The 22,489-nt window shown below is 65.5% G+C and carries 24 protein-coding genes; 8 read left to right on the forward strand and 16 right to left on the reverse strand.

Annotated elements, in window-relative coordinates; all coding sequences use genetic code 11:
• Nucleotides 1-70 precede the first annotated feature (70 nt).
• From AC6IW9_RS09760 to AC6IW9_RS09775, 4 genes are all read right to left on the reverse strand, one after another.
• Entirely contained in the window at nt 71-1,198 is a 1,128-nt protein-coding gene (locus AC6IW9_RS09760) for an NAD-dependent epimerase/dehydratase family protein (protein WP_497771993.1), read from the reverse strand.
• Nucleotides 1,199-1,231: 33 nt separating this feature from the next.
• Nucleotides 1,232-1,939 carry a glycosyltransferase gene (locus AC6IW9_RS09765; protein WP_497771994.1) on the reverse strand — a complete coding sequence of 236 codons (708 nt, stop codon included), beginning with the start codon at nt 1,937-1,939 and terminating at the stop codon, nt 1,232-1,234.
• Between the two features lie 45 nt (nt 1,940-1,984).
• Entirely contained in the window at nt 1,985-2,989 is a 1,005-nt protein-coding gene (locus tag AC6IW9_RS09770; RefSeq protein WP_497771995.1) for a KpsF/GutQ family sugar-phosphate isomerase, read from the reverse strand.
• A 329-nt stretch (nt 2,990-3,318) separates the two neighbouring features.
• Nucleotides 3,319-4,080: a TylF/MycF/NovP-related O-methyltransferase gene (locus AC6IW9_RS09775; RefSeq protein ID WP_497771996.1), complete on the reverse strand. Its 762-nt coding sequence runs from the start codon at nt 4,078-4,080 to the stop codon at nt 3,319-3,321.
• 213 nt (nt 4,081-4,293) lie between these two features.
• Between AC6IW9_RS09775 and AC6IW9_RS09780 the strand changes: the two genes are divergently transcribed.
• Nucleotides 4,294-5,706, forward strand: a complete 1,413-nt coding sequence (locus AC6IW9_RS09780; RefSeq protein ID WP_497771997.1) for a L,D-transpeptidase family protein — start codon at nt 4,294-4,296, stop codon at nt 5,704-5,706.
• A 16-nt stretch (nt 5,707-5,722) separates the two neighbouring features.
• Here the strand turns inward: AC6IW9_RS09780 and AC6IW9_RS09785 are convergent, their stop codons facing one another.
• Entirely contained in the window at nt 5,723-6,424 is a 702-nt protein-coding gene (locus AC6IW9_RS09785; protein ID WP_497771998.1) for a YqgE/AlgH family protein, read from the reverse strand.
• An 88-nt stretch (nt 6,425-6,512) separates the two neighbouring features.
• On the opposite strand from AC6IW9_RS09785, the gene AC6IW9_RS09790 reads away from it, so the two are divergent.
• Nucleotides 6,513-7,307: a protein-disulfide reductase DsbD domain-containing protein gene (locus AC6IW9_RS09790; protein ID WP_497771999.1), complete on the forward strand. Its 795-nt coding sequence runs from the start codon at nt 6,513-6,515 to the stop codon at nt 7,305-7,307.
• Between the two features lie 72 nt (nt 7,308-7,379).
• Here AC6IW9_RS09790 and rnhA read toward each other — a convergent pair whose 3' ends face one another.
• From rnhA to AC6IW9_RS09810, 4 genes are all read right to left on the reverse strand, one after another.
• On the reverse strand, nt 7,380-7,859 hold the full coding sequence (rnhA, locus tag AC6IW9_RS09795) for a ribonuclease HI (protein ID WP_497772000.1): 480 nt from the start codon (nt 7,857-7,859) through the stop codon (nt 7,380-7,382).
• Nucleotides 7,856-8,818 (reverse strand): homoserine kinase, encoded by a 963-nt coding sequence (gene thrB, locus AC6IW9_RS09800; protein WP_497772488.1) that lies wholly within the window; start codon nt 8,816-8,818, stop codon nt 7,856-7,858. The genes rnhA and thrB overlap by 4 nt, the downstream gene beginning before the upstream one ends.
• A 41-nt stretch (nt 8,819-8,859) precedes the next feature.
• Complete coding sequence (ispH, locus tag AC6IW9_RS09805; RefSeq protein ID WP_497772001.1) at nt 8,860-9,828, reverse strand: 4-hydroxy-3-methylbut-2-enyl diphosphate reductase; 969 nt, start codon at nt 9,826-9,828, stop codon at nt 8,860-8,862.
• Between the two features lie 238 nt (nt 9,829-10,066).
• A complete protein-coding gene (locus AC6IW9_RS09810) occupies nt 10,067-12,580 on the reverse strand; it encodes a TonB-dependent receptor (RefSeq protein WP_497772002.1) in 2,514 nt (837 codons plus the stop codon).
• Between the two features lie 399 nt (nt 12,581-12,979).
• Between AC6IW9_RS09810 and AC6IW9_RS09815 the strand changes: the two genes are divergently transcribed.
• The gene (locus AC6IW9_RS09815) at nt 12,980-13,726 is read left to right on the forward strand and encodes a DUF937 domain-containing protein (protein WP_497772003.1); all 747 of its coding nucleotides are present in this window, start codon (nt 12,980-12,982) and stop codon (nt 13,724-13,726) included.
• Nucleotides 13,727-13,733: 7 nt separating this feature from the next.
• Here AC6IW9_RS09815 and AC6IW9_RS09820 read toward each other — a convergent pair whose 3' ends face one another.
• On the reverse strand, nt 13,734-13,901 hold the full coding sequence (locus tag AC6IW9_RS09820; protein WP_497772004.1) for a Flp family type IVb pilin: 168 nt from the start codon (nt 13,899-13,901) through the stop codon (nt 13,734-13,736).
• A 334-nt stretch (nt 13,902-14,235) separates the two neighbouring features.
• Here AC6IW9_RS09820 and AC6IW9_RS09825 point away from each other — a divergent pair, with 334 nt between their 5' ends.
• Together AC6IW9_RS09825 and AC6IW9_RS09830 are read left to right on the forward strand one after the other, a co-directional pair.
• On the forward strand, nt 14,236-15,609 hold the full coding sequence (locus AC6IW9_RS09825) for a glutamate--cysteine ligase (protein ID WP_497772005.1): 1,374 nt from the start codon (nt 14,236-14,238) through the stop codon (nt 15,607-15,609).
• A 65-nt stretch (nt 15,610-15,674) separates the two neighbouring features.
• Nucleotides 15,675-16,085, forward strand: coding sequence for a CCDC90 family protein (locus AC6IW9_RS09830; RefSeq protein WP_497772006.1), 411 nt, complete (start codon nt 15,675-15,677; stop codon nt 16,083-16,085).
• Nucleotides 16,086-16,099: 14 nt separating this feature from the next.
• Here the strand turns inward: AC6IW9_RS09830 and AC6IW9_RS09835 are convergent, their stop codons facing one another.
• Together AC6IW9_RS09835 and AC6IW9_RS09840 are read right to left on the reverse strand one after the other, a co-directional pair.
• Entirely contained in the window at nt 16,100-16,414 is a 315-nt protein-coding gene (locus AC6IW9_RS09835; protein ID WP_497772007.1) for a hypothetical protein, read from the reverse strand.
• A 203-nt stretch (nt 16,415-16,617) separates the two neighbouring features.
• Complete coding sequence (locus AC6IW9_RS09840; RefSeq protein WP_497772008.1) at nt 16,618-17,361, reverse strand: 16S rRNA (uracil(1498)-N(3))-methyltransferase; 744 nt, start codon at nt 17,359-17,361, stop codon at nt 16,618-16,620.
• A gap of 127 nt (nt 17,362-17,488) precedes the next feature.
• Here AC6IW9_RS09840 and AC6IW9_RS09845 point away from each other — a divergent pair, with 127 nt between their 5' ends.
• The 3 genes from AC6IW9_RS09845 (at nt 17,489) to AC6IW9_RS09855 (ending at nt 19,572) form a co-directional block, all read left to right on the forward strand.
• Nucleotides 17,489-17,929, forward strand: a complete 441-nt coding sequence (locus AC6IW9_RS09845; protein ID WP_497772009.1) for a hypothetical protein — start codon at nt 17,489-17,491, stop codon at nt 17,927-17,929.
• A complete protein-coding gene (gene ubiA, locus AC6IW9_RS09850; protein ID WP_497772010.1) occupies nt 17,926-18,891 on the forward strand; it encodes a 4-hydroxybenzoate octaprenyltransferase in 966 nt (321 codons plus the stop codon). Before AC6IW9_RS09845 ends, ubiA begins: the two co-directional genes overlap by 4 nt.
• Before the next feature lie 192 nt (nt 18,892-19,083).
• Nucleotides 19,084-19,572: a cupin domain-containing protein gene (locus tag AC6IW9_RS09855; protein WP_497772011.1), complete on the forward strand. Its 489-nt coding sequence runs from the start codon at nt 19,084-19,086 to the stop codon at nt 19,570-19,572.
• Between the two features lie 130 nt (nt 19,573-19,702).
• On the opposite strand, the gene AC6IW9_RS09860 is transcribed toward AC6IW9_RS09855, so the two are convergent.
• From AC6IW9_RS09860 to AC6IW9_RS09875, 4 genes are all read right to left on the reverse strand, one after another.
• Complete coding sequence (locus AC6IW9_RS09860) at nt 19,703-20,092, reverse strand: HU family DNA-binding protein (RefSeq protein ID WP_497772012.1); 390 nt, start codon at nt 20,090-20,092, stop codon at nt 19,703-19,705.
• Between the two features lie 132 nt (nt 20,093-20,224).
• Complete coding sequence (gene fae, locus AC6IW9_RS09865; RefSeq protein WP_497772013.1) at nt 20,225-20,764, reverse strand: formaldehyde-activating enzyme; 540 nt, start codon at nt 20,762-20,764, stop codon at nt 20,225-20,227.
• A gap of 197 nt (nt 20,765-20,961) precedes the next feature.
• Nucleotides 20,962-22,032: a quinone-dependent dihydroorotate dehydrogenase gene (locus AC6IW9_RS09870; RefSeq protein WP_497772014.1), complete on the reverse strand. Its 1,071-nt coding sequence runs from the start codon at nt 22,030-22,032 to the stop codon at nt 20,962-20,964.
• Nucleotides 22,029-22,373: a DUF952 domain-containing protein gene (locus AC6IW9_RS09875; RefSeq protein WP_497772015.1), complete on the reverse strand. Its 345-nt coding sequence runs from the start codon at nt 22,371-22,373 to the stop codon at nt 22,029-22,031. Before AC6IW9_RS09875 ends, AC6IW9_RS09870 begins: the two co-directional genes overlap by 4 nt.
• Between the last annotated feature and the right edge of the window lie 116 nt (nt 22,374-22,489).

Raw genomic sequence — 22,489 nt, forward strand, 5'->3', positions numbered from 1 at the left:
TCAGACACGGCCTCGCGTCCCTCGGGAGGGACCAGTCACATGGCGCCGATCAACGCCAATGTTTTGTAGGTCACGACCCGAGGTTGCGCTTCGCGAGCTCTCGATTTGCCGCATCCAGTTTGTCTTCCGGCAGCGGATTGTTCAGCACCCACTTCGCGAAGCGTTGCAGGCCCTGAGCAAGATCGATCGACGGGGAAAACAGGAGCTCCTGCGCTGTGCGAGTCGTGTCCGCGCAATTGTGCCTGATGTCGCCCAGCCGGTATTGCCCCGTCACGACGAGATTTGGAGTTGCGCCGAAGGCCCGACTCAGCAAAGTCGCAATCTCGGCGATGCTCGTCCTCAGGCCGCAGCCGACATTGAACACCGTCGCGCGGGAAGGGGATTCGAGCGCAGCGACGAAAGCTCGGGCGACGTCTTCGACATGGATGAAATCGCGCGTTTCTTTTCCGTCTTCGAAGAGAGGAAGGTGAGCTCCCTTGCGGATTCGGGTGGAAAAGATCGACAAAATGCCCGTATACGGATTGTCGAGCGATTGGCCCTCGCCATAGACGTTCTGAAGACGCAATATCTTGTGGTCGATATGCAGGGCGGAGCAGCAGACCCTGACGAGGTCCTCCTGGGCATATTTGGTCGCAGCGTAAACCGAAGCCGGCGAGACTTGGTCGGTCTCGCGGGTCGGCGCCGCGGTCAGCGGCGCGTCGCAAGTCGGACAACGCGGCTCCCACCGGCCTGCGGCGAAGGCGTCTCTGTCACGAGCGGGGGGATATAGCCGGCGGGCAGGATCACACGCTTCGCAAATATAGGCTCCTTCGCCGTAGACGGCGCGGCTCGAAGCCAAGAGGAATTGCTTGATCCCGAGGCTCCTGTCGTTCGTCAACAGATCGAAGATGAGCGCGGTTCCCTGGCTGTTGACCTCGTTGTAGCGCGCAATTTCATACATCGACTGCCCTGTTCCGGTTTCAGCCGCGAGATGTACGATCGCGCCTACGCCCGACAGCGCGCGAGTCAGATCCGTCGATGACAAGACCGACCCGCGCTGGAATTCGACTCCGTCGAGGCCGAGCCAAGGAAGCGCTGCCGGAATATCGCCGTGAATCTGCCTGGACAAGTTATCGAGAACGCGGACCCGATACTGCGCCTTCACAAGTTGGGGAACGAGGTGTGATCCGATAAAACCCGCCCCGCCCGTCACGAGCACGGTTCGTATGTCCGCCATTTCAACCACCTCGACCTATGCAGCCGTTTTTTTGAGCGCCGTCTTTTCATACATGGCGCGCTCTTCGACCCACAGGTTGGCGAAGTCGACCTGTTGCCAGTTGCTGAACCAAGGCCCGCCATTGGTGTAATGGATCGCGATCGGCGTCCACTCCGGCTTCGGATATTCTCCCTCCAAAAAGTTCCAGGTCAGCGGCAGCTCGCCGATCAGGCTGTCATCAGCTATCCAATTGAAGCGATGAAGAAAAGCTGGCGTTTCGTTGTTGACGACCTCGGGGGTGAGCGCCTTGACCTCCGGAGAGGCGTTGTTGAACAACATGAAAGACGACCAGTTCTTGCGCGGATAGATCGTCTGCTCCTTGTTGTCCATCTTGATGGCGTTTGCCGGGGTGTAGTCGTGCTTTACGACGTAGAGCGCCTTTCCATCGTCTACACCGTCCAACACCTTTGTTATGTCGTCGGTGAACAGGAAGTCGCAATCCACGAATATCGTCCAGCCGTCGTGAGCCGCGAGGTGCGGAGCCAAGAAGCGCGTGAGGGAGAACTCCGTCGAGGCCTTGTCCTCCGGACGCGTATAGAGCCCCATCTCACGAAGGGCGTATTGCTTGATCGGATAAATTTCGACATCGGATCGGGTATGACGTAGAATTGAATGACGACATACCTGATAGGCAATGTCTTCTCGGCTGTCCCAGCCGATGTAGACCTTCAACTTGCTGCCCATGCTTACCCCTCTCGTTCGAGAAGCCCCCAACGCGCGTCACTCACTCTAGGCGACTCCCGCCTTGAGAAGATCGTGGATGTGAACAATGCCGATCGGCTTGGAATTCTGAACGATGAACAGCACTGTAATCCGGCGCGAGTTCATCAGTTCCAGTGCGGCGCTGGCAAGCAATTCCGGAGTCGAGACGACTGGATCGGGCGTCATAACATCCTCGACCAGCATCTGCAAGAACAGGGCGCTCATATGCCGCCGAAGGTCTCCATCCGTCACAATGCCCGTCAAGCGACCCGTTTCGTCGACGACGCCCACGCAGCCGAAACGCCGTCCCGCAATGGCCAAGAGAACATCGGACATTCTCGTCCCTTGCTGAACCAGCGGGACTTCGTCCCCTTCGTGCATGAGTTGCTTGACCGTCATCAGACGGGCGGCGAGACTTCCGCCGGGGTGGAAGATTTTGAAGCTCGACGCCGTGAATCCTCTCTGCTCGAGGACGGCGACGGCGATCGCGTCTCCCATCGCCAGCTGGATCAGAGTCGAAGAGGTCGGCGCCAGATTGAGAGGGCAGGCCTCTTTCACGGCGGGAAGAGCGATCACCGTGTCGGCGGCGCGCCCGAGAGCGCTGTCCCCCTTTCCCGTGAGCGCGATCAAAGGCACTCGAAAGCGCCTCGAATAGCGGATCAGATCGCCCAATTCGACAGTCTCGCCGGACCAGGACAGCGCGAGAATCGTGTCCTCGGGCGTGATCATCCCCAGATCGCCGTGACTGGCTTCCGTCGGATGCACGAAAAAGGACGGCGTTCCCGTCGACGCAAAGGTCGCGGCGAGCTTTCTCGCGATGTGCCCGCTCTTACCGGCCCCGGACACCACGAGACGTCCCGTCGTCGCCAGGATCGTGGCCGTCGCCTTTTCGAAGCTTTCGCTAAGACCAGGAAATGCGCTCGACAAGATTTGCATCGCCGAGACACTGGATTGCACCGCTCGCAGTCCGGCCGAGAATATACTCTCCTTGTCGACAGCCGAAGGTGATTGATGAATCACTGTGGTCTTCATAAAGGCCGCGCCTTTGCCATGGTCGGTTGCTGAGGGCGGAGTGGCCAGCCCGCAACGATTTGCCTTCAATACCCGCTGCAGCAGCGTACTTAAGTATGGAGAAATTATGACGAAAGTTCGACGGTAGTTCCCGCTGCGGCGTCAGGACGCGGCTCGCGCCGATGTCGAGGGCAGGCCGGCGGCGACAGGCGGGCTATCTCGCATGCCTGCGCGGCGAGACCGAGCGTGGAGACCCGATCGCGCGAAAACGCCGAGGTCGCTCCCAGGCGTCCATAAGTCGGGCGTTCAAATCGGGCATGATGTTCGCCGCCGAAAAGGCGTGCGCTCATTCACAACTCGAGGTCGCCTGCGCCGCCGAGTTTGACCACGACAGCGGAGCCCGCCGGCGCCTCCACAATGAACGCATCGGCGCGATTTCCGAGCTCTTCTTCGGCCGCCTTCCGCGCGCCGGGAAAAAAGACGGTCGCAAAATCATCGAGGACGAGAATCCCGCCGGGAGAAATCAACGGCCAAAAAAACCGGATCGACTCTCTCGTCGGTTCATAAAGATCGACGTCGACATGCACATAACGAAAGCGCCTTCCGGCGACCTCGCTGAAACGTGTGGGAATCCAACCCTTGTAATAGCGGATGAAATCGAAGCTTCTCAAATTCGATCGCACCTGCTCTTCGGAGCAGACAAAAAGACCTCCTGTATCGTCCTTGACCGAAGGCGCTTGGTTCGCCAGAAGAAAGTTCAAATATTGCGACTGATCGACATTCGTGGCCCGAGACAACCCCTCGAACGAATCGAAGATATGGAATTCCGGCGGATTCCCGCTCTTGGACAAGATCGAGCAAGCAATGAATGCGGAGAGGCCGCGGAAGCAGCCCACCTCGGCCGCATCTCCCTGCACATCGACGGCTCTATGAAGAGCTCGGGCCAGGAGGTAATACCGGTTTCGGCGCATGGCGCGATCCGACATCTGCGTGGCCGCCAACCCCGAATCGTAGAGCGCATGGAAGTCTGCGTCCATGTCGTAACGAACTTGGGGATTCGTGACGTTCGAATGGGGCCAAAGCTCGGATTCGCGCCATGTCTTCGATGGCATTCCCGGTTCCTCGTCATTGATTTTGTCTGGTATTGTTAGTCTGAAGCTCCATAACAGGCAATCCGGTCCACGGCGACCCATGGCGCGGCGATGAGAAAGTCCCGAGACATCGACCCGCGAAACCCGGGTTGACCGCGCGCGCCGCAAAGCGGAAAAGCTTCAGATCGAGCAAGCTCCGCTTCGCCTGTCGAGTCCGCCGCGCCGCTGGAAAACATGTCGATCGTGAACAACATAGGACGTATCGCTTCGCTGGCGGCGCTCGCCGCCGCGCTGAGCGTCGAGCCCGCTCTGATTCGGTTCGCTCCCGCGCAAGAGGCCGCGCCGGCGTCTTCGGCGTCCGCCCCGACGAGCCCTCCCGCCGTCGCGCCGCAGGCCCCTGCGCCCGCCGCGGGGCCGACGTCCGTTCCGGCCGAGCCTGCCGCCGCGCCCACGCCGCCCGCTTCGGGCGACGCGCCGGCGCCGCAGGCGCAAGTCGCGCCGAAGCCCAAGCAGAAACCTAAGCCCAAGCCCGCGCCGCCGCGCGAGACGGCGTTGTCGGACGACCCGACTCCGGCCTTGCAGCCCGAGACTTTCTTCGCCACTTCGCTCGCCTCCGAGCGCTATGCGGCGATCGCAGACGCCGGAGGCTGGCCGAAGGTCGGAACGCCGCTGAAGCCCGGCGCGAGCGGACGCGCGGTCGCGGCGTTACGCAAGCGGCTCGCCGCCGAGGGCGATCTGCCGAGCGCCGCGGCCGGCGGCGAGGCCTGGGACGCCGCGTTGACGCTGGCGGTGAAGCATTTCCAGTTCCGCATGGGGCTGAAGCAGACGGGCGCCGTCACGGGCGCCACGCTGCGCGAGCTGGATGTGCCGGCGAGCGTGCGCTTCCGTCAGCTCGCCTCCTCGGCGCAGCGGCTCGCCGGCAATGATTTCCCGTTCGGCCCGCGCTACATCGTCGTGAACATCCCTTCCGCCGCGGTCGACGCGGTCGAGAACGGTCGCGTCATGCGCCGTTATACGGCGATCGTCGGCGACGTCGACCATCCGTCGCCCGAGGTCGAGGCGAAGATCGGGGCGGTCAATCTCAACCCGACCTGGACGGTGCCGGTCTCGATCATCAAGAACGAGATCATGCCCAAGATGCAGAAGGACTCGGCCTATCTCGCAAAGCTCCGCATCCGCGTGTTCGACAACCGCGGCGGCGAGGTCGACCCCAAGTCGATCAATTGGGCGAGCGAACGGGCCGCCAACTACACGCTGCGCCAGGATTCCGGCGTGCAGAACTCGCTCGGCTCGATCCGCATCGCCATGCCCAACAAGCATGCGGTCTATATGCACGACACGCCGAGCAAGAGACTGTTCGCGAGCGACTATCGCTTCCTCTCGCACGGCTGCGTGCGCGTCGAGGGCGTCTACGACCTCGCGGCCTGGCTGCTGCAGGGCGTCGGCGGCTCGCCGACGGGGCAATGGGACAAAGCTGCGATCATGGCCAGGATCGCGAGCGGGGAGCGGCAGGACGTGGCGCTGCCCAAGCCCGTGCCGGTCGTCTGGGTCTATATGACCGGATGGGCCTCGGCCGACGGGACGGTGCATTTCCGAAACGACATTTACGGCGTCGACGCGGTCGGGGAGGCGCGCGGAGACCGCTGACGGCCGAGGCCGGGCGTCAGCCGTGGCCGGCGGCCGACGACAGGCGGCCGAGATCGATGCCGATCAGACGCAACGCGCGAGCGTATTTGGACTCGAGATCGTTGTCGAACACGATGCCGGGATCGGCGGGACAGTTCAGCCAGCCATTGTGCTGGATCTCGTTCTCGAGCTGACCCGGATCCCAGCCGGCGAAGCCGAGCGCCAGCAGGGCGCGCTGCGGCCCCTCGCCCTGGGCGATGGCGCGCAGAATGTCGATCGTCGCCGTCAGCGAGACGCACTCGTCGATCGGCATGGTCGAATTGTCGATGAAGAAATCCGCCGAATGGAGCACGAAGCCGCGGTCGGTCTGCACAGGCCCGCCCTGCAGCACTTGAATCTCCTCCGCGCCCGAGGGCAGGCTGATGCGGTCCTGCGGCCGGATGATCTGCAATTGCACCAGGAGATCGGGGAAATTGCGAACCTGCGACGGTTGGTTCACGACGAGGCCCATCGCTCCGTCTTCCGAATGGGCGCAAAGATATATGACGGAGCGGGCGAAGCGCTGATCGGTCATGCCGGGCATGGCGACGAGCAGCTGTCCGTCGAGATAGCGGCGGCCGGAGGATTTCGTCCCCGTTCCCCAGGGCTGGGCATGCTCGGACGCGCGCCGGATCGGCTCGCCGCCCTTGACGCGGGAGCCCGGCTCCTTGTGGCCTTGTTTCTTCCCGATCGGGCTCATAGGATCATACTACGCTTCGCGCAGACCCTTAACAAGCGGCGTTCGACGCACGAAAAAGCGGCGCTCGGGCGCCGTCGGGCATCATGATATGACGAGAAGACGACTCGCCCGGACGGCGGCCGGCGCGCTGCTCGCGCTGTCCGCCCTCGGCGCCGCCGGGGCGGAACCTTTCGCCTCGGCGCCCGCGCGGGCCACGCGCTCGACGGCGCGCCTCCTGGCCGACGCGGGCCCGAGCGGCGGCGTCTATCGCGCCGGCGTCGAGATCGCGCTCGATCCGAAGACGATCACTTATTGGCGCCAGCCGGGCGATTCCGGCGCGCCGCCCGTCTTCGATTTTTCCGGATCGGAGAATCTGGCCTCGGCCGAGCCTCTCTATCCCGTCCCCAAGCACCTCGACGAGGTGGGACTGCTCGTCGCGGGCTATGACGAGAGCGTCGTCTTCCCGCTGCGCGTCACGCCGAAGGACGTCCACAAGCCCGTGACGCTGAAGCTCGCGCTCGATTACGCCGCCTGCGGCGACATGTGCCTGCCTGCCAAGGCGAAGCTCTCCCTCGCCCTGCCGATGAGCGGCGCCTCGCCTTACGCCGAGCGGCTCGCCGCCGCCGAAGCGCAGGTTCCGAAGCGGCTCGGCGAGGCGGAGGCGCGCGCGCTCGTCTCCCTGACGAAGGACGCAGACGGCTGGAGGCTTCGTTATACGGGCGAGGGCAAGGCGGAGGACGTCTTCGTCGAGGCGCCCGAGCCCTACGTCATCGACGTGGCGCGCGAAGACGACGGCGGCTTCACCCTGAAGCTCGCCGCAGGCGAGCGGGGATCCGCGATCGGGGCGCATCTGACGATTCGGACGGAGAAAGGCGGCGTGGAGCTGCCGCTGCGCCTGGAATAAAACCGGAGCGGCCGCCGCAGCCGCTCCCGGAGTGGAGAAGAAGAGTGCTACTTCATCCGAAATGGGCGCCGGCTAGGCGTCGGACAAGGGGTCGTGCGCTGCGGCCGGCCGTTTTCGCTGGAACGGCGCCATGCCCTTGCGCGCAAGGGCGTCGGCGCGCTCGTTCATCTCGTCGCCGGCGTGGCCGCGGACCCAGTGCCAAGCCACGTCATGGCGCTCCTGCGCCGCGTCCAGCCGCCGCCACAGCTCTGCATTCTTGACCGGCTTGCGGTCGGCGGTCTTCCAGCCCCGCGCCTTCCAGCCATGAATCCACGAAGAGACGCCGTCGCGCACATATTGCGAGTCGGTATAGAGGTCGACCGGGCAGGGGCGGGTCAAGGCCTCGAGCGCCATGATCGCCGCGGTCAGCTCCATGCGATTATTGGTCGTCTCCGGCTCGCCGCCGCTGATTTCCTTCTCTCGGTCGCCGAAGCGCAGGATCGCACTCCAGCCGCCGGGGCCCGGATTGCCCGAGCAGGCGCCGTCTGTCCAGATCGCGACCCGGCGGCTCACGACAGGCCATAGTCGCGCACGGCGCGGATCGTGCGGTGGAAGCGCAGCCGCGCGAGATATTCGCGCGGATCCTTGGGCCGCACCAGGGCGCCCGGCGGCACGTCGAGCGAGTCGACGAAGCGCGTCAGCAGGAAGCGCATCGCCGCGCCGCGGGCGAGCAGCGGAAAGGCGTCGGTCTCCGCCCCGCTCAGCGGGCGCAGCCGCCGATAGGCGTCGAGCATGGCCGCGCCCTTGGCCGCATCGTAAGTCCCGGCCGCGTCGAAGCACCAGGCGTTGAGGCAGACGGCGAGGTCATAGGCGAGCGCGTCGGTGCAGGCGAAATAGAAGTCGATGAGGCCGGAAATCTGGTCGCCGAGGAAGAACACATTGTCGGGAAAGAGATCGGCGTGGATCACGCCCTCGGGCAGGCCGCGCGGCCAGTCGCGCTCCAGGAGGTCGAGCTCGGTCTCGACGAGCGCGCCCATGTCGGCCGCCACTTCGCCGGCGCGCGCCGCGCAGGGCGCATAGAGCGGCCGCCATCCCTCGACCGAGAGCGCATTGGCGCGGCGCATCGGGAAATCGGCGCCGGCGAGATGCAGCCGCGCCAGCGCCGCGCCGAGCCGGGCGCAATGGACGGCCTCGGGATGATGGATCGAATAGCCGTCCAGAAAAGTGACGATGACCGCCGGCCGTCCCGCGAGCCGGCCGAGCGCTTCGCCTGCGCGGTCGCGCACCGGCTGCGGACAGGTGACCCCCCGCGCCGACAGATGCTCCATCAGGCCGAGGAAGAAGGGCAGATCGGCCTCCGCCACGCGTTTTTCGTAGAGCGTGAGGATGAAGCTGCCGGCGCTGACATGGAGATAGAAGTTGGAGTTCTCGACTCCCTCGGCGATGCCCTTGCAGGAGAGCAGGGCGCCGAGGTCATAGGCGCGCAGAAAAGCGATCAGCTCCTCGTCGTCGACATCCGTATAGACGGCCATGGTGATTCCCGGGCGACGGCGGATGGATGCGGCGGCGCGCGTCAAGCGTGCGCGCGCAACTCCTTGGGCAGCGGAAAGGAGACGTCCTCGTCGGCCGCCGAGACCGTCTCGACCGAAATCTCGTAGCGCTCGGCGAAGGCGTCCATGATCTCCTCGACCAGCACTTCCGGCGCGGAAGCGCCGGCGGTGATGCCGAGCGAGCCGATGGCGCCGAACAGGTCCCAGTCGATCTCCGCGCGTCCCTGCACCAGCCTGGCCGGCGCGCCGGCGCGCTCGGCGACCTCGCGCAGACGCTGGGAATTGGAGGAGTTGGGCGAGCCGACGACGATCACGGCGTCGACCTGCGGCGCCACCTGCTTGACCGCCGCCTGGCGGTTGGTGGTGGCGTAGCATATGTCCTCCTTGTGCGGTCCGACGATCTGCGGGAAGCGCCGCGTCAGCGCCCCGACGATCTCCTGCGAATCGTCGATCGACAAGGTGGTCTGCGTGACATAGGCGAGGTTGCTCTCGTCGCCGAAGGCGAGATCCGCGATCGCGCCGACCGATTCGACCAGCACCACGGCGCCGGGCGGCAATTGCCCCATGGTGCCGACCACTTCCGGATGGCCGGCGTGGCCGACGAGGAGCACGGTGCGCCCGCGCTTCCAGTGGATTTCCGCCTCGCGATGCACTTTGGTGACGAGCGGGCAGGTGGCGTCTATGGCGAGAAGGTTGCGCTCCTCGGCCTCCGCGGAGACGGATTTGGCGACGCCATGGGCGGAGAAGATGACCGGCGCCTGCGTGTCCGGCACTTCCTCGAGCTCCTCGACGAAAATCGCGCCCTTGGCCTTCAGCGCCTCGACGACGTAGCGATTGTGCACGATCTCATGGCGGACATAGACGGGCGGGCCGAATTTGGCGAGGGCGCGCTCGACGGCGTCGATGGCGCGCACCACTCCGGCGCAGAAGCCGCGCGGCGAGCACAGCAGGATTTTCAGCGGCGGCTTCGGCGGGCGGGGCTCGAACGTCATTGCTTCACGCCTCTCCTCCAAGGGACCGCGGGACCCGGCGCCGCTACGCCGGATTCTAATGTCTCGCGCGAGGGAAGGCGTCAAGCGGCTGTGCGGGCGCGGGAGCCGTCAGACCGAGGGGCCTCTCCTCGGTCCCGGGTTCCGCGGGCAGAAACCGAAGCGGAACAACCGGGGCCATCGAGCGGGTGCGCCGGGGGAAGGAGGAGGGGGCGCTCCCGCGTAGGGGGACGCACAAGCATCACAGAGTGAATCTCAAGGTTCCTCCTATCGTTCGAGGGAAGCGGTAGAAGTTGAGGACCGCCGGCGCCGTCGCGGTGCCCGGATCGATCGCTATCGCCGCCGTGTTCATGATCGGCAGCTGATTGGTCAGGTTCTTCACCCAGACATTGAGGCTGACGCGCTCGTCGTCGGTCCTGACGCCCAATCCGAGATTGGTGATGGCGTAGGCCGGCTGCCAATAGACGAAGACCGCGTCCGGATTGGTCACCTGCGTCTTGTTCTGCCAAGACACATTCACATAGGCGAAGCCGGTCATGGGCTGGTTCCACCACTCGCCTTCGCCTTCGAAGAGGCGTCCGAGCTTCCGTTCGTAATTGGCGCCGATGTTGAATTGGAAGGTCGGCACGGCGTTGAAGCGCGTGTTGCTGCGGCTCACCTTGGCCGGCGCCGTGAGGCCCGCAAAGGGACCGGTGGTCGCGATCGTCGACCAGGTCCAGGCGGCGTCGACAGGCGCATCGTCGAAGTCGATCCAACGCGCTTCGACGACGGCGCCGGAGTAATTGAGCCAGAAGCCCTCGAAGGCGTTCCAGCGGCCGTCGAACTCGAAGCCGCGCAGGCGCACATGCGGGGCGACGCCGAGATAGGTCTGCCGGACGGGCACGCCATTGCCGTCGAGGATGGAGGCGTCGACGAAGTTCGTCTGGAAGTTGTAGATGTCGTTCCAGTAGAAATTGCCGTTGAGGACGAGCCTGCCCTCGTCCCAGACGGTCTTGAGTCCGACCTCATAGTCCCAGGAGGTCTCCGGCTTGGTGATGAGGGGCTGGAACTTTTGGAACACGCCGCCGACGAAAATCGCCTGCGCGGACGTGTTGACCGCGCCCGCCTTCTCGCCCCGGCCGACCAGGCCGTACGCCGTCACATTCTCGGTGACCTTATATTGCGGATTGAAGATGCCGGTGAGCGCGTTGAGCGTCGACTTCGTCCCGCCCGTGTCGAAGAATCGCTGCCCGCCGCCGGCGACGATGGCCGCCTGCTGCTCCTCGAGCGTGCCATTGCCGGGGAGGACGGTGAACCAGCTGAAATTGGAGCCGGACCGCACCTCCCAGCTGTCGCGCAGGCCGAGCGTCACGCTCAGCTGATCGTCGAAGTGATATGTGCCGTTGCCATAGGCCGCGACCTGCACGTCGCGCGCCTTGCCGTCGCGGTTGCTCGCCATGTCTCGCAGCAGGAAGGGCCGAGGAGTCAGAATGCCATTATTGCTGATGGTTCCGAACCAATTGGCGGCGTCGGCCCCGAAGATCGTGTTGGCGCGATTCCAGACATATTCGTAGAGGCCATAGAGCCCGACCTGCCATTCGAGCGGCTGGTCGCGCGCCGATGTCAGCCGGAACTCCTGCGAGAACTGGTCGACATAAGTGTCGGAGGCGCCCTTGCTGATCTCGGTCAGATTATTGCCGCGCTGATTGCGCGGCAGCAGCCGGAAGTTTCCAAAGGCGCTGATCGAGGTGAAGACATTCTCGCCGATATTGTAGTTCAGCTCGTTCGAGACGATGTACAGACGCTGGTCGAGCGTGCCCTGGTCGGTGTTCGAGGGCTTATAGGGGTCTGTGGTGAAGAATGGCCGGCCGAGCCGCTCGGCGAGGTTCTGCGAATAAGTGCGCCCCGGACGCGTTCCGTTCCAGAAAACCTGGAAGGTGTCGGCGTAAGGGCCGGAGGAGTTGTTGTTGTATTCGTGCGATTGGGACGTATTGAAGATGAGGCGGTCGGTGAAATCGTCTCCAACATAGAGTAGCTGCCCGCGCACGCCCCATCGATTATTGTTCAGATATGTCGCGCCCGAAACCTGATCGACCACCCATCCATCGCCGCGATCGTAATAGGCGGCGATACGGTAGGCGAGCTTGTCGTCGATGATCGGCCCGGTGGTGTTCACCTGCTGAAGCACATGGGAATAGCTGCTGAACTGGGTCTCGAAGGTCGTCTTGCGTTCGAAGGACGGCAGTTGCGTGCGGACGACGAAGCTGCCGACCGTCGTGTTCTTGCCGCCCGACGTTCCCTGCGGCCCCAGGGCGACCTCGGCGGATTCGATGTCGATGAAATTGGCCCATTGGAAGCCCACATGCTTCAGGAAGACATTGTCGACCATGAAGCCCGTGTCGAATTCCGCGCCGTCGCCGGTTCCTGCGCCGGCGCTGACGCCGCGGATGGCGGGACGAGCCGTTCTCGGATTGCCCGAGCCGGGATTGTAGTTCGGAATTTTCTGGGCGAAATCCTCGAGGCGGTACAATTGCTCGCGTTGCGCCGTCTTCGGATCGACGACGACGATGGGACGTGGGATTTTTTGGACCTGAGCCTTTCGTTTCGACAGTTCTCCCGGCTTGTCCTTATCGCTGCTCGTGACGATGACGTCCTGGACCCGAGCGTCTTGGGCGCGCGCCGCCCCGACGATCGTCACTGACGCGACCATGCTCAGGAACGTGCTGGAAAGAAACCACTTCCTCAGACGCTCGACGCCGACCACCCTCTCTTGCATTTCTCGCCCCTAATACGGTTGAAACATACTAATTAAATATGATTAAAGCCAGAGCGCAAGCGCAATTTCGATCTCGGCGCCCTGCGCGGAGGAGAGCGGCTCCGGCAATAATATTTGCTATATATATCAATAATATAAATTTATACAAAGGGCCCGACGGCATCCGCGCCGCCACCCTGGCGGGTCGCTGCCGCTCGCGGGTCGGCCTTCGTTTAATGATAGTTTTCAGACGGATTTTATCGAAGCACTTCCGGGTTTTGGCGCGGCGAGCGCGCCGCCGCTTCGCGCCTCGGGGCTTCGTAACTCGCCGACATTGGCGAAATCGGTTAAGAAAGACGGTGAACGAAACGAACGGCCGCGCCCAGGTCATGCGGCCTCATCGGGGGACGGGAGGGGCATATGTCGAACATCGACGATATTGTACGATCCGCCCAGGGCGGCCGGCTCATCGACAATCTTTCGGAACGGCTCGGCCTCGCGTCCTGGCAGACCGAGGTCGCCGTGCTGGCGTTGGCGCCGGCGCTCTCCGCCGCTCTGATCAAGGCGGCCGAGACGCCCGAGACCCTTCGTCCGGTCGTCGCCGCGATCGACGAGCCGCAGCACAGAGCCTCTTTCGAGAGCGCCGAGAGCGCGAATTCTCAGGAGAGCGTCGAGGCGGGCGACGTGATCGTCGCCCATTTGTTCGGCTCGCCGGCCGCGGCCGGCGAGGTCGCGCAATTCGCCGCGCGCGCGAGCGGACTGCGCGCCGATGTGTTGCAGCGGCTGCTGCCCGTGCTCGTCTCGATCGTCGCTGGCGGACTCTCCTCGACCTTGGCCGAGCGCGGCCTCGGCGAGGCGCTCTCGCGGGCGAGGGAGCCCGCCGTCGAGCCTGAGCAGCCTGAGCCCGTTGCCGAACCTGCCGCGGCCGGCGGTCTCGCGGGCGCGCTGGCCGGACTCTTCGCCGTTCTGTTCGGCAGGCGCGCGGCGCCGGCCCCCGCCGCCCCGCCCGTGGAGCCGGCTCCCGCGCCGGCCGGAGACGCCGACGCTCTGGAGGCGGCCCTGGCGCAAATTCGACAGATCTTCGCGACGACGAGGCCGTTCCCGGACGATCACAAGGCCGAACTCGACGAACTGCTCGGGCGGACCTTCGGCGGCTCGCGCGGCTGAGGTCCGTTCAGGTCAGATTGTTCACGACCGGCATATAATAGGCCGAGGACAATTTGGTCCCGATGAGCCTCGTCGCGGTGATGATGAGAATCGACGCGAAGACGCCGATCGCCGCATATTCCAGCGCGGTCGCTCCGTTGTCGTCGGCGAGAAATCTGCGCAGCGATCTTTGCATGCCGTGAACCTCTCGTCGCGGCCGCGGGCGCTTCCGCCCTGGACGGAAAACAAAGCCTTTCCGGATCGGGCGGGATCTTCGGAAGGCCGTCAACTCCACAATAGGCTTTCGGACTGTCGAAAGCGTTAACGCCTTCACGGAGGGGAGTTTTCCGGGCGCACTTGCGCGCGGGCGTCTTTTCCGCCAATTCACCGGCCGGAACGCAGTTTGCTTCGGCGCCGTCGCCGGAGGCGGCCTCGTTCACGCCCACCCTTCCGTCCCCGCGCGGAAGTGCGCGAGAGACAATCCCAGGACCGCGGCGCCCCGGCGTCCGATCCCGTTTCGAAAGTTGCCGATGGCTCGCGACGTTAATGATTCGACGCCGGTCACGTCGCGAGACGCGCTCGTGGAATGGCTGGAGGCCGGCATCAAGAGTCCGGACGCGCTCGCCGTCGGCACGGAGCACGAGAAGATCCCGTTCTTCGCCGGCCGGCGCGCGCCCGTCCCCTACGATCCGCCGAGCGGCGGGATCCGGGCGCTGCTCGAAGGGCTCGCCGCCGCCCTCGGCTGGGCGCCGATCATGGACCGGGACGCGCTGATCGGCCTCTATGACGAGCATGGCGGCGGCGCCGTCTCGCTGGAGCCGGGCGGTCAGTTCGAATTGTCGGGCGCGCCGCTTCCGACCGTCCATGCGACCAAGGCGGAGACCGACGCCCATTTCGCCGCGCTGGAGCCGGTGGCGCGGCGGCTCGGAATAGCCTTCCTCGATCTCGGCGCGAGCCCGAAGTGGCGGCGCGACGAGACGCCGGTCATGCCCAAGCAGCGCTATCGGATCATGGCCGCCTATATGCCGAAGGTCGGCTCGCTCGGCCTCGACATGATGTTCCGCACGGCGACGGTGCAGGTCAATCTGGATTTCGTCTCAGAGACGGACATGGTGGAGAAGCTGCGCGTGGGGCTCGCGCTGCAGCCGGTCGTCACGGCGCTGTTCGCCAATTCCCCCTTCATCGACGGGGCGCCGACGGGCCTTCTGTCGCAGCGCTCGCAGATCTGGCGCGACACCGATCCGGCGCGCACCGGCATGCTGCCCTTCGCCTTCGAGCCGGGCATGGGCTTCGAGCGCTATGTGGATTACGCGCTCGACGTGCCGCTCTATTTCGTCAAGCGCGGCGACGTCTATCATGATGTGGCCGGCCAGAGCTTCCGCGATCTGCTCGCGGGAAGGCTCGCCGCTCTGCCGGGCGAGCGCGCGACCATGGCCGACTGGGCCAATCATCTCGGCGCGATCTTCCCGGAAGTGCGTTTGAAGCGCTATCTCGAGATGCGCGGGGCGGACGCCGGGCCACGCTCCCATATCGCCGCGCTGCCGGCGCTGTTCGTCGGACTGTTCTACGATCGAACCGCGCTCGACGGCGCCCTCGAGCTGATCAAGGGCTGGAGCGCGGCGCAGCGCGATGCGCTGCGCGCCGACGTTCCGCGTCTCGCGCTCCGCGCGCGCATCGACGGCCGCGAGGCGCGCGACGTGGCGCTCGACATGCTGGCGCTCGCGCGCGGCGGACTCGCGCGGCGGGCGGCGCGCGACGCGCAGGGGCGCGACGAGACTATCCATCTCGCGCCGCTCGAGGCGATCGCCGAGACCGGCCGCACGCTGGCGGAGCAGCGTCTCGAGGCCTACCGCGGCCGCTGGCGCGGCTCGGTCGATCCGGCTTTCGAGGACTGCGTGATGTGAGCGGGGGCGGAGCCCTGGTCGCGCAGGCTCTTCTGCTCACCTGCGCTCGATGGTAGGATCGCATCATGAGCGCCGCCGCCATTCTCAAACTGCAGGCTTCGGGTTTTTCCACGGAGCAGGTCTCGGCTCTGGCCGAGCTTCTCGACACCCAGGTCGCCACCAAAGCCGATATCGAGGCCAGCGAGCACCGGCTGGAACGGAAAATAGACGGGCTCAAGTCCGACCTCGAGCTCAAGATCGGCAATCTGAAGGCCGACCTCGAAGCGACGGAGCATCGGCTCGAGCTCAAGATCGGCAGTTTGAAAACCGATCTCGAGGCGACGGAGCACCGGCTCGAGTTGAAGATCGCCGATCTCAAAGCGCAGTTTCAGGCGGATAGCGCCGAGACGAAATCCGAAATGCGCGTCATGCGATGGATGATCGGCTTCACGCTCGCCTTCCAGCTCGCGATTTTCGCGAAGCTGTTCCTCCACTGAGCTTTGTCGAGCCCTCAGCGCGGATAGAGTCCGGTCCAGCCGGACGGCGCGCGGATATAGGAATGACCGACCGGCCGCATGTCCCCGCGCGACGCCGGCGCGCCGAGCGCGCCCACGTCGACGCGGACGTGACCGCCGAGCCGCACGCAGGAGCTCGATCCGGCGACCGGCACGAAGCCGTCGCCATAGCGCGCGCAAGGGCCGGGCGGGAGAGAGCCCGTCGTCTGCGCGACGGCGCATTCTGGCGCGAGGAGCGCTACGCCGAGCCACAGCCCGGCGACGAAGCGCGGGACGTCGAGCCCGAGCGGTTCGGCGGTCGATACTCTCATGCGTCGATTAGCCTCGAAAAATGTCGCATCGCAACAGCGCGGGGGACGCAGATCGCGCGCCATGGATCGATGTTGCCGGCCGATTGTTTACCAACTCGTTACAAGCACGCTCGTGACAAGTACCCTGTGGGGCGCGGCGGTCGCGGCGGACCGACCGCTCCACTAGAGGGGAACATCGTGGCGGGATCGTGTCGTCGGCGGCCTCATCGCCAATCTCCGATCGTCGCTTGAACGATCGACAGCGCGGCGACGGCCGCCGTATCCGCGCGCAGGATGCGGGGTCCGAGCGCGAGCCGCGCGACCTTGCGCGCGGACAGGATTGCGGCGCGCTCGTCCGCGTCGAACCCGCCTTCCGGCCCGACGAGCACGGCCGCCCCTCGATGCTCCGGCGCCGCGCGCAGCGCCGCGATCGGACCGGCGATCTCGGCCGCCTCGTCGCAGAAGACGAGCAGGCGGTCTGGGGATACGCCGGCCAGGAAGACGTCGAGCGGGGATTCTTCCGCAATCTCCGGAACGGCGAGGACGCCGCATTGCTCCGCGGCTTCGATCGCATTGGCGCGCAGTCGCATCAGATTGACGCGCCGCGCCTGGGTGCGGCGGGTGATGACCGGGACGAGACGCGACGCCCCCATTTCCGTCGCTTTCTGCGCCATATAGTCGAGCCGCGCATGTTTGAGCGGCGCGAAGCAATAATGCACGTCGCACGGACTCGTCTGCTCGCGCATGCGGTTCATGGCGACGAGGTCGGCGGAGCGCCGCGACACTTTCTCGAGCCGCGCCAGCCATTCGCCGTCGCGGCCGTTGAACAGCAGAATGGTCTCGCCCTCTCGCAGGCGCAGCACATTGAGCAGATAATTGAGCCGGTCGGCGTCCGGAAAGATACGTGCGCCGGCCTCGAGCCGCTCGTCGACGAAGAGGCGTTGCGCGGCGAAATCGTAAGAAGGCACGGGTGATCCGGGGGAGGGCGGCGCGCCGCCATCAAGCCGCCGCTTTGCCGGCGACACTGCCCAAAGCTTGCAAGCGGCGCAAGTGTCTTGCTAAGACCTTGCGAAATCGAAAAAGGGGACCTCGGCCATGATCGCAGGAGGGGGATCGCGCAGACGCGTCGGCGCGCCGGTTTTGGGACTGCTCTTCGCCGTCGCGGCGGCGCAGACGGCGTTCGCCCAGTCCTGCCAGGAGGACTTCCAGAAGCTGTCCGAAAAGCGCAATGCGCAGATGATGGCGTTGAACAAGATCGGCAAGGCGGCCAAGGGCAAGATGGACCCGATCGCCGCCTGTCCCGTCGCGCGCCGCCTCGTCGCGGTCGAGACGGAGATGTTCGCCTATCTGCAGAAGAACAAGGAATGGTGCAACATCCCCGATCAGATGGTGGATAATTTCAAGCAGCAGCGCGCCAAGACGCAGGGCTTCGCATCGCAGGCCTGCTCTTTCGCCGCCAAGGCGAAGAAGATGCAGGAGGAGCAGGCCTCGGGAATGGGCCCGCAGGCGCAGAAGCTGCCGGCCGGCCCATTGTGAGCGCGGCGGAGCGCGGCGAATCCCCGACATGCGACGAGCGACTGCCGGACGCCGTCGCAGATCATTTTCTCTTGCGGCTGGCGCCGGCTCCATTGCGACCCTTCGTCCAGTTGGCGCGGCTCGACCGGCCGATCGGCTGGTGGCTGCTGCTGCTGCCCTGCTGGGAGGGAAGCGCGCTCGCCTCCGCAGCGCTCGGCCGGCCGCCCGACATTCTTCATCTCATTCTGTTCTTCATCGGCGCCGTGTCGATGCGCGGCGCCGGCTCGACCTATAACGACATCGTCGACCGCGACATCGACGCCAAGGTCGAGCGCACGCGCGGCCGCCCGCTCGCCAGCGGCCGGGCGAGCCTGCGCGCCGCGATCGTCTTCCTCGTGCTGCAATGCCTCGTCGGCCTCTGCGTGCTGTTGTCCTTCAACGGTTTCACCATCGCGCTCGGCTTCGCCTCGCCGCTGATCGTGCTGCTCTATCCTTTCGCCAAGCGCGTCACTTCCTGGCCGCAGGCGGTGCTCGGCCTCGCCTTCGCCTATGGCGCGCTGCTCGGCTGGACGGCGCAGACGGGATGGCTCGCCTGGCCGGCGATCCTCCTCTATCTCGCGGCGATCTTCTGGACGATCGGCTACGACACGATCTATGCGCTGCAGGACAAGCGCGACGACGCCATCGTCGGCGTAAGGTCGACGGCGCTGCTGTTCGGCGCGCGCGTGCGCCTCGCCGTCGGCGCGCTCTATGCGGCGTCGGTCCTCTGTGCGGAGTTCGCTGTGCTGGCGGCGCATCTCGGCGCCGCCGCGCAAATCGGCGTCCTCGCCTATGCCGCGCATCTGTGCTGGCAGGTCCGGCGCACAGGGCCGGGCGTTACGCCCGCGACGGCGCTGATGCTGTTCCGCTCCAACCGCGACGCCGGCCTGCTGCTGTTCGCGGGGCTCGCGATGGAAGCCTTTTCATCGCTGGCCCGCTCATAGATATCGTTGCGCAACCACGAGCCGAGGGCGCCTGCGCTTTCGCGACGAGGCGCGGGGAGGAAGCCGGAGGCTGAACGCGCCGGATGTTTACATACTTAGTAAGTAGGTTATATTGCGTGCGGCGCTGGGCCGGCGTCTGATTACGACGCGACGAACACGGCGGAGCCAGGCAGGAGCCGGAAGGAATTTTCCATGAAAAAAATCGGATTTATCCTGGCGGCAGCCCTGGCTGCGACATTCGCCGGCGCCGTCGCAGAACTCGGCGCGGAGCCCGACAAGTCTTTCGTCTACACGGCGCCGGAGGACGTCGCCTTCAAGAGTCCCTTCGGCGTCGGGCCGGATCAGGCGGTGTTGTACGGCGATCCGTCGAAGCCCGGAGTCTATGTCGTGCGCGTGCGCTTTCCGCCCGGCGCGCATTCCAACCCGCATTTCCACTCCAAGGATCGCCATGCGACGGTGCTCAAGGGCGTGTGGTGGAACGGCGTCGGCGAATCCCTCGATTTCAACAAGGCGAGGCCGGTGAAGGCCGGTTCCTACGTTCTGCACCCGGCCGGCGGCGTGCATTGGGACGGCGCCGGCGACGAGGAGACGATCGTGCAGATCATCGGCGAAGGGCCGGTGGAGACGACCCGGCTCGACAAGCCGGGAGCGGAAGCCGGCTATTGGCCGAAGCCGAAATGACATTAGGCGAAATGACATTGTGTCATTGGACGCGCGCCTCTTCGACCGAAGCTCGCCACGCCGTTACGACGACGTGACCGCCGTCGTCCGGCAGGGGTGAGATCGAATGCTCCGCACTCGATCGTCCGTGTCAGGGAGCGGCGGCCGTCTTCAGCTTCGACAGCGCGCGAATTTTCACGCGCACGCTGGCGGGCTTGGCCGCGGCCTTCACCATCTCGCCCGTCGCGGGATTGCGGACCAGCGTGCCGGCCTTGCGGGCCGGGACCTTGCGCAGCGAGACTTTCAGCAAGCCCGGAAGGGTGAACTCGCCGACGCCGCGCGGATGCACGGAGCCGAGGAACACCTCCTCGAGCGTGGCGTAGACCGCCGCCGCGGTCTTGCGCGGAAGGTCGTTCTGCTCGGCGATATGATTGATCAGCGCCGATTTGGTCAGGCTCTCCTTCACCGGACGAACTGCGGACGCCTCGGTTTTTCTGGTCCTCTTGGCCGCCGCCGGCTTCTCGCTCTTCGCCCTGGCCATCGCATGTCTCCCTGCTGCAACAGGCCCCGCATCGTCAAAACGGATGCGGCGCGCCGTAAACCGCTTGCTAACGTTTCGAACGCTGATTCGCAATCATCGCGTCGCGTCATGCACAAGCGGCGCCGAAGGGATTCACTCGTCGAACACGCCTTCCAGCGCATAATGGGTGACCGTCTTGCGATTGGCGATCAGCTCGTCGATGGTCGGCTCGCCCTTCAGGGCGCGGGAGATCGCGAGCTTCGTCGCCTCGTAATTGGTGCGATAGAGATCGCGCTTGTCGAGATCGGGATCGGTCGCGCAGCGCGGATCGAGCCAGACCATGATGATCATGACGAGCTCGTTCACCTGATCCTTGGGGATGATTCCCTCGGTCACGGCGTCGACGATGGCGTCGCCGGTCGCGGCCTGCACCACGCCGCCGAGCAGCTCCACATAATCATTGGAGCGCACGGTCATCTTGGTGGTCATCATGGTGGCGGGGCGCACCTGCTGATTGAGATCGCGGATGACGAACATGCGGGGATGCCCCGCGACCTGTCCGGTCATCGACGCGAAGGCCTGGCCCACCGGGCCTTTCACATGGCCGATCAGCACTTCCGGCATCGCGTCGGTATATTGTCCGTCCGCCGCCAGAACCGTCGCCTCGCCCGTCGCCAGCCAAATCTCGCTCATCTCGCGCTCCTCTTCTTTCCGGAGGCGGTCGAATAGCATCGGCGGCCCGGCGCCGGAAGAGGCTGAGGGCGATCGGGTGAAGGACGTCCTCATCCCGAGGAGCCGCCGCAGGCGGCGTCTCGAAGGACGAGACGGCCTCTTCGAATCCTCCTCAGGATGAAGGATAAGGAAAGCACTCCTTCCTCCGATAGGCCGGGTCAGCCCTCCTGCGCCCATTCCGCAGCGCGACGGCCGACGAGCGCGGCGAAGGGGATCTGCTCCCGCTCGAGCGTCGCGAGCAGGCCGCGCTTGGCGCGTCCGACGAGCCCGGGCCCCGCATAGACGAGCCCGCTGTAGAGCTGAACGAGCGTCGCGCCGGCTTCGATCTTGGACAACGCCGCCTCGGGCGAATCGATTCCGCCGGCGCCGACGAGCGGGAACTGCCCCTCGACGCGGAGAAAAGCCGAAGCGAGCAGCCGCGTCGACGATTCGAACAAGGGCGCGCCCGAGAGCCCGCCGTTCTCCCGCGCGTGCGGCGAGCGCAGCGTCGAGGGACGAGCCAGGGTCGTATTGGAGACGATCATGCCGTCGATGCGGCGGTCGCGGGCGATGCGGACGATGTCGTCGAGTTCCGCGAGCGAGAGATCGGGAGCGATCTTCAGCAGCACCGGCCGGCGCGGCCGCGACCGCTCGCGCGCCGCCAGCGCGCTGGACAAGAGCTCGTCGAGCGCGGTCTTCTCCTGCAGATCGCGCAGACCGGGCGTGTTGGGCGAAGAGACATTGACGGCGAAATAACTCGCGACGTCGGCGAAGGCCTCGACGCCCACGACATAATCGCCGACGCGATCGGCCGAATCCTTGTTCGCGCCGATGTTGACGCCGACGATTCCGCCGCGCCAGCGCCGCGCCGCGAGCCGCGCATGCGTGCGCGCGTGCCCTTCATTGTTGAAGCCGTAGCGATTGACGACGGCGCGGTCCTCGGCGAGCCGGAAGACGCGCGGGCGCGGATTGCCCGCCTGCGGCCGCGGCGTCAGCGTGCCGACCTCGACGAAGCCGAAGCCGAGGCCGAGCATGGCGTCGGGGACTTCCGCGTTCTTGTCGAAGCCGGCGGCGAGGCCGATCGGATTGGGAAAATCGAGGCCGAAGGCCGCGATGCGCAGACGCGGATCGTCGCGTGGCGGCGCGCGCGGCGGCAGGAGCTTCAACGCCGCGACGGCGAGCATATGGGCGTCCTCCGCGTCGAAGCGGCGCAGCAGAGAGGAGGCGAGGCCGCCCAAAGCGGAGATCATGCGAGCAGGCCGGAGAAATCATGAGCGCCGTCGGCGCGCAGCGGCAGCGGATCGACGCGCGCGACATGCTCGAGGGCGAGCGGCCCGTAGAGGTGCGGGAACAGGTCGCCGCCGCGCGAAGGCTCGAAGCGCAGCGCAGCGCCGAGCCGCTCGGCCTCGACGGCGACGAGCAGCAGGTCGCGCGCGCCGGCGAAATGGCGCGCCGCGGTCTCCTCGACCTGGGCGCCGGTCGAGAAATGGATGAAGCCGTCGGCGAGGTCGACGCCGGCGCCGGCGAAGACGCCCGCCGCCTGCGCCTCGCGCCAGAGGCTTTCTGGAAGAATTTTGAAGACGAGGGTCATGGGCGTTCAAATAGCAGGCCCTTCGCGCGCCGCCCAGAAGCTTCGCCGTGCAATCGCGCGAAATCACGCGGAGGACGTCTCGAATTTCGACGGGGCGATACGTATAATCATGTCAG

It is taken from the genome of Methylosinus sp. shoA (assembly GCF_059718125.1).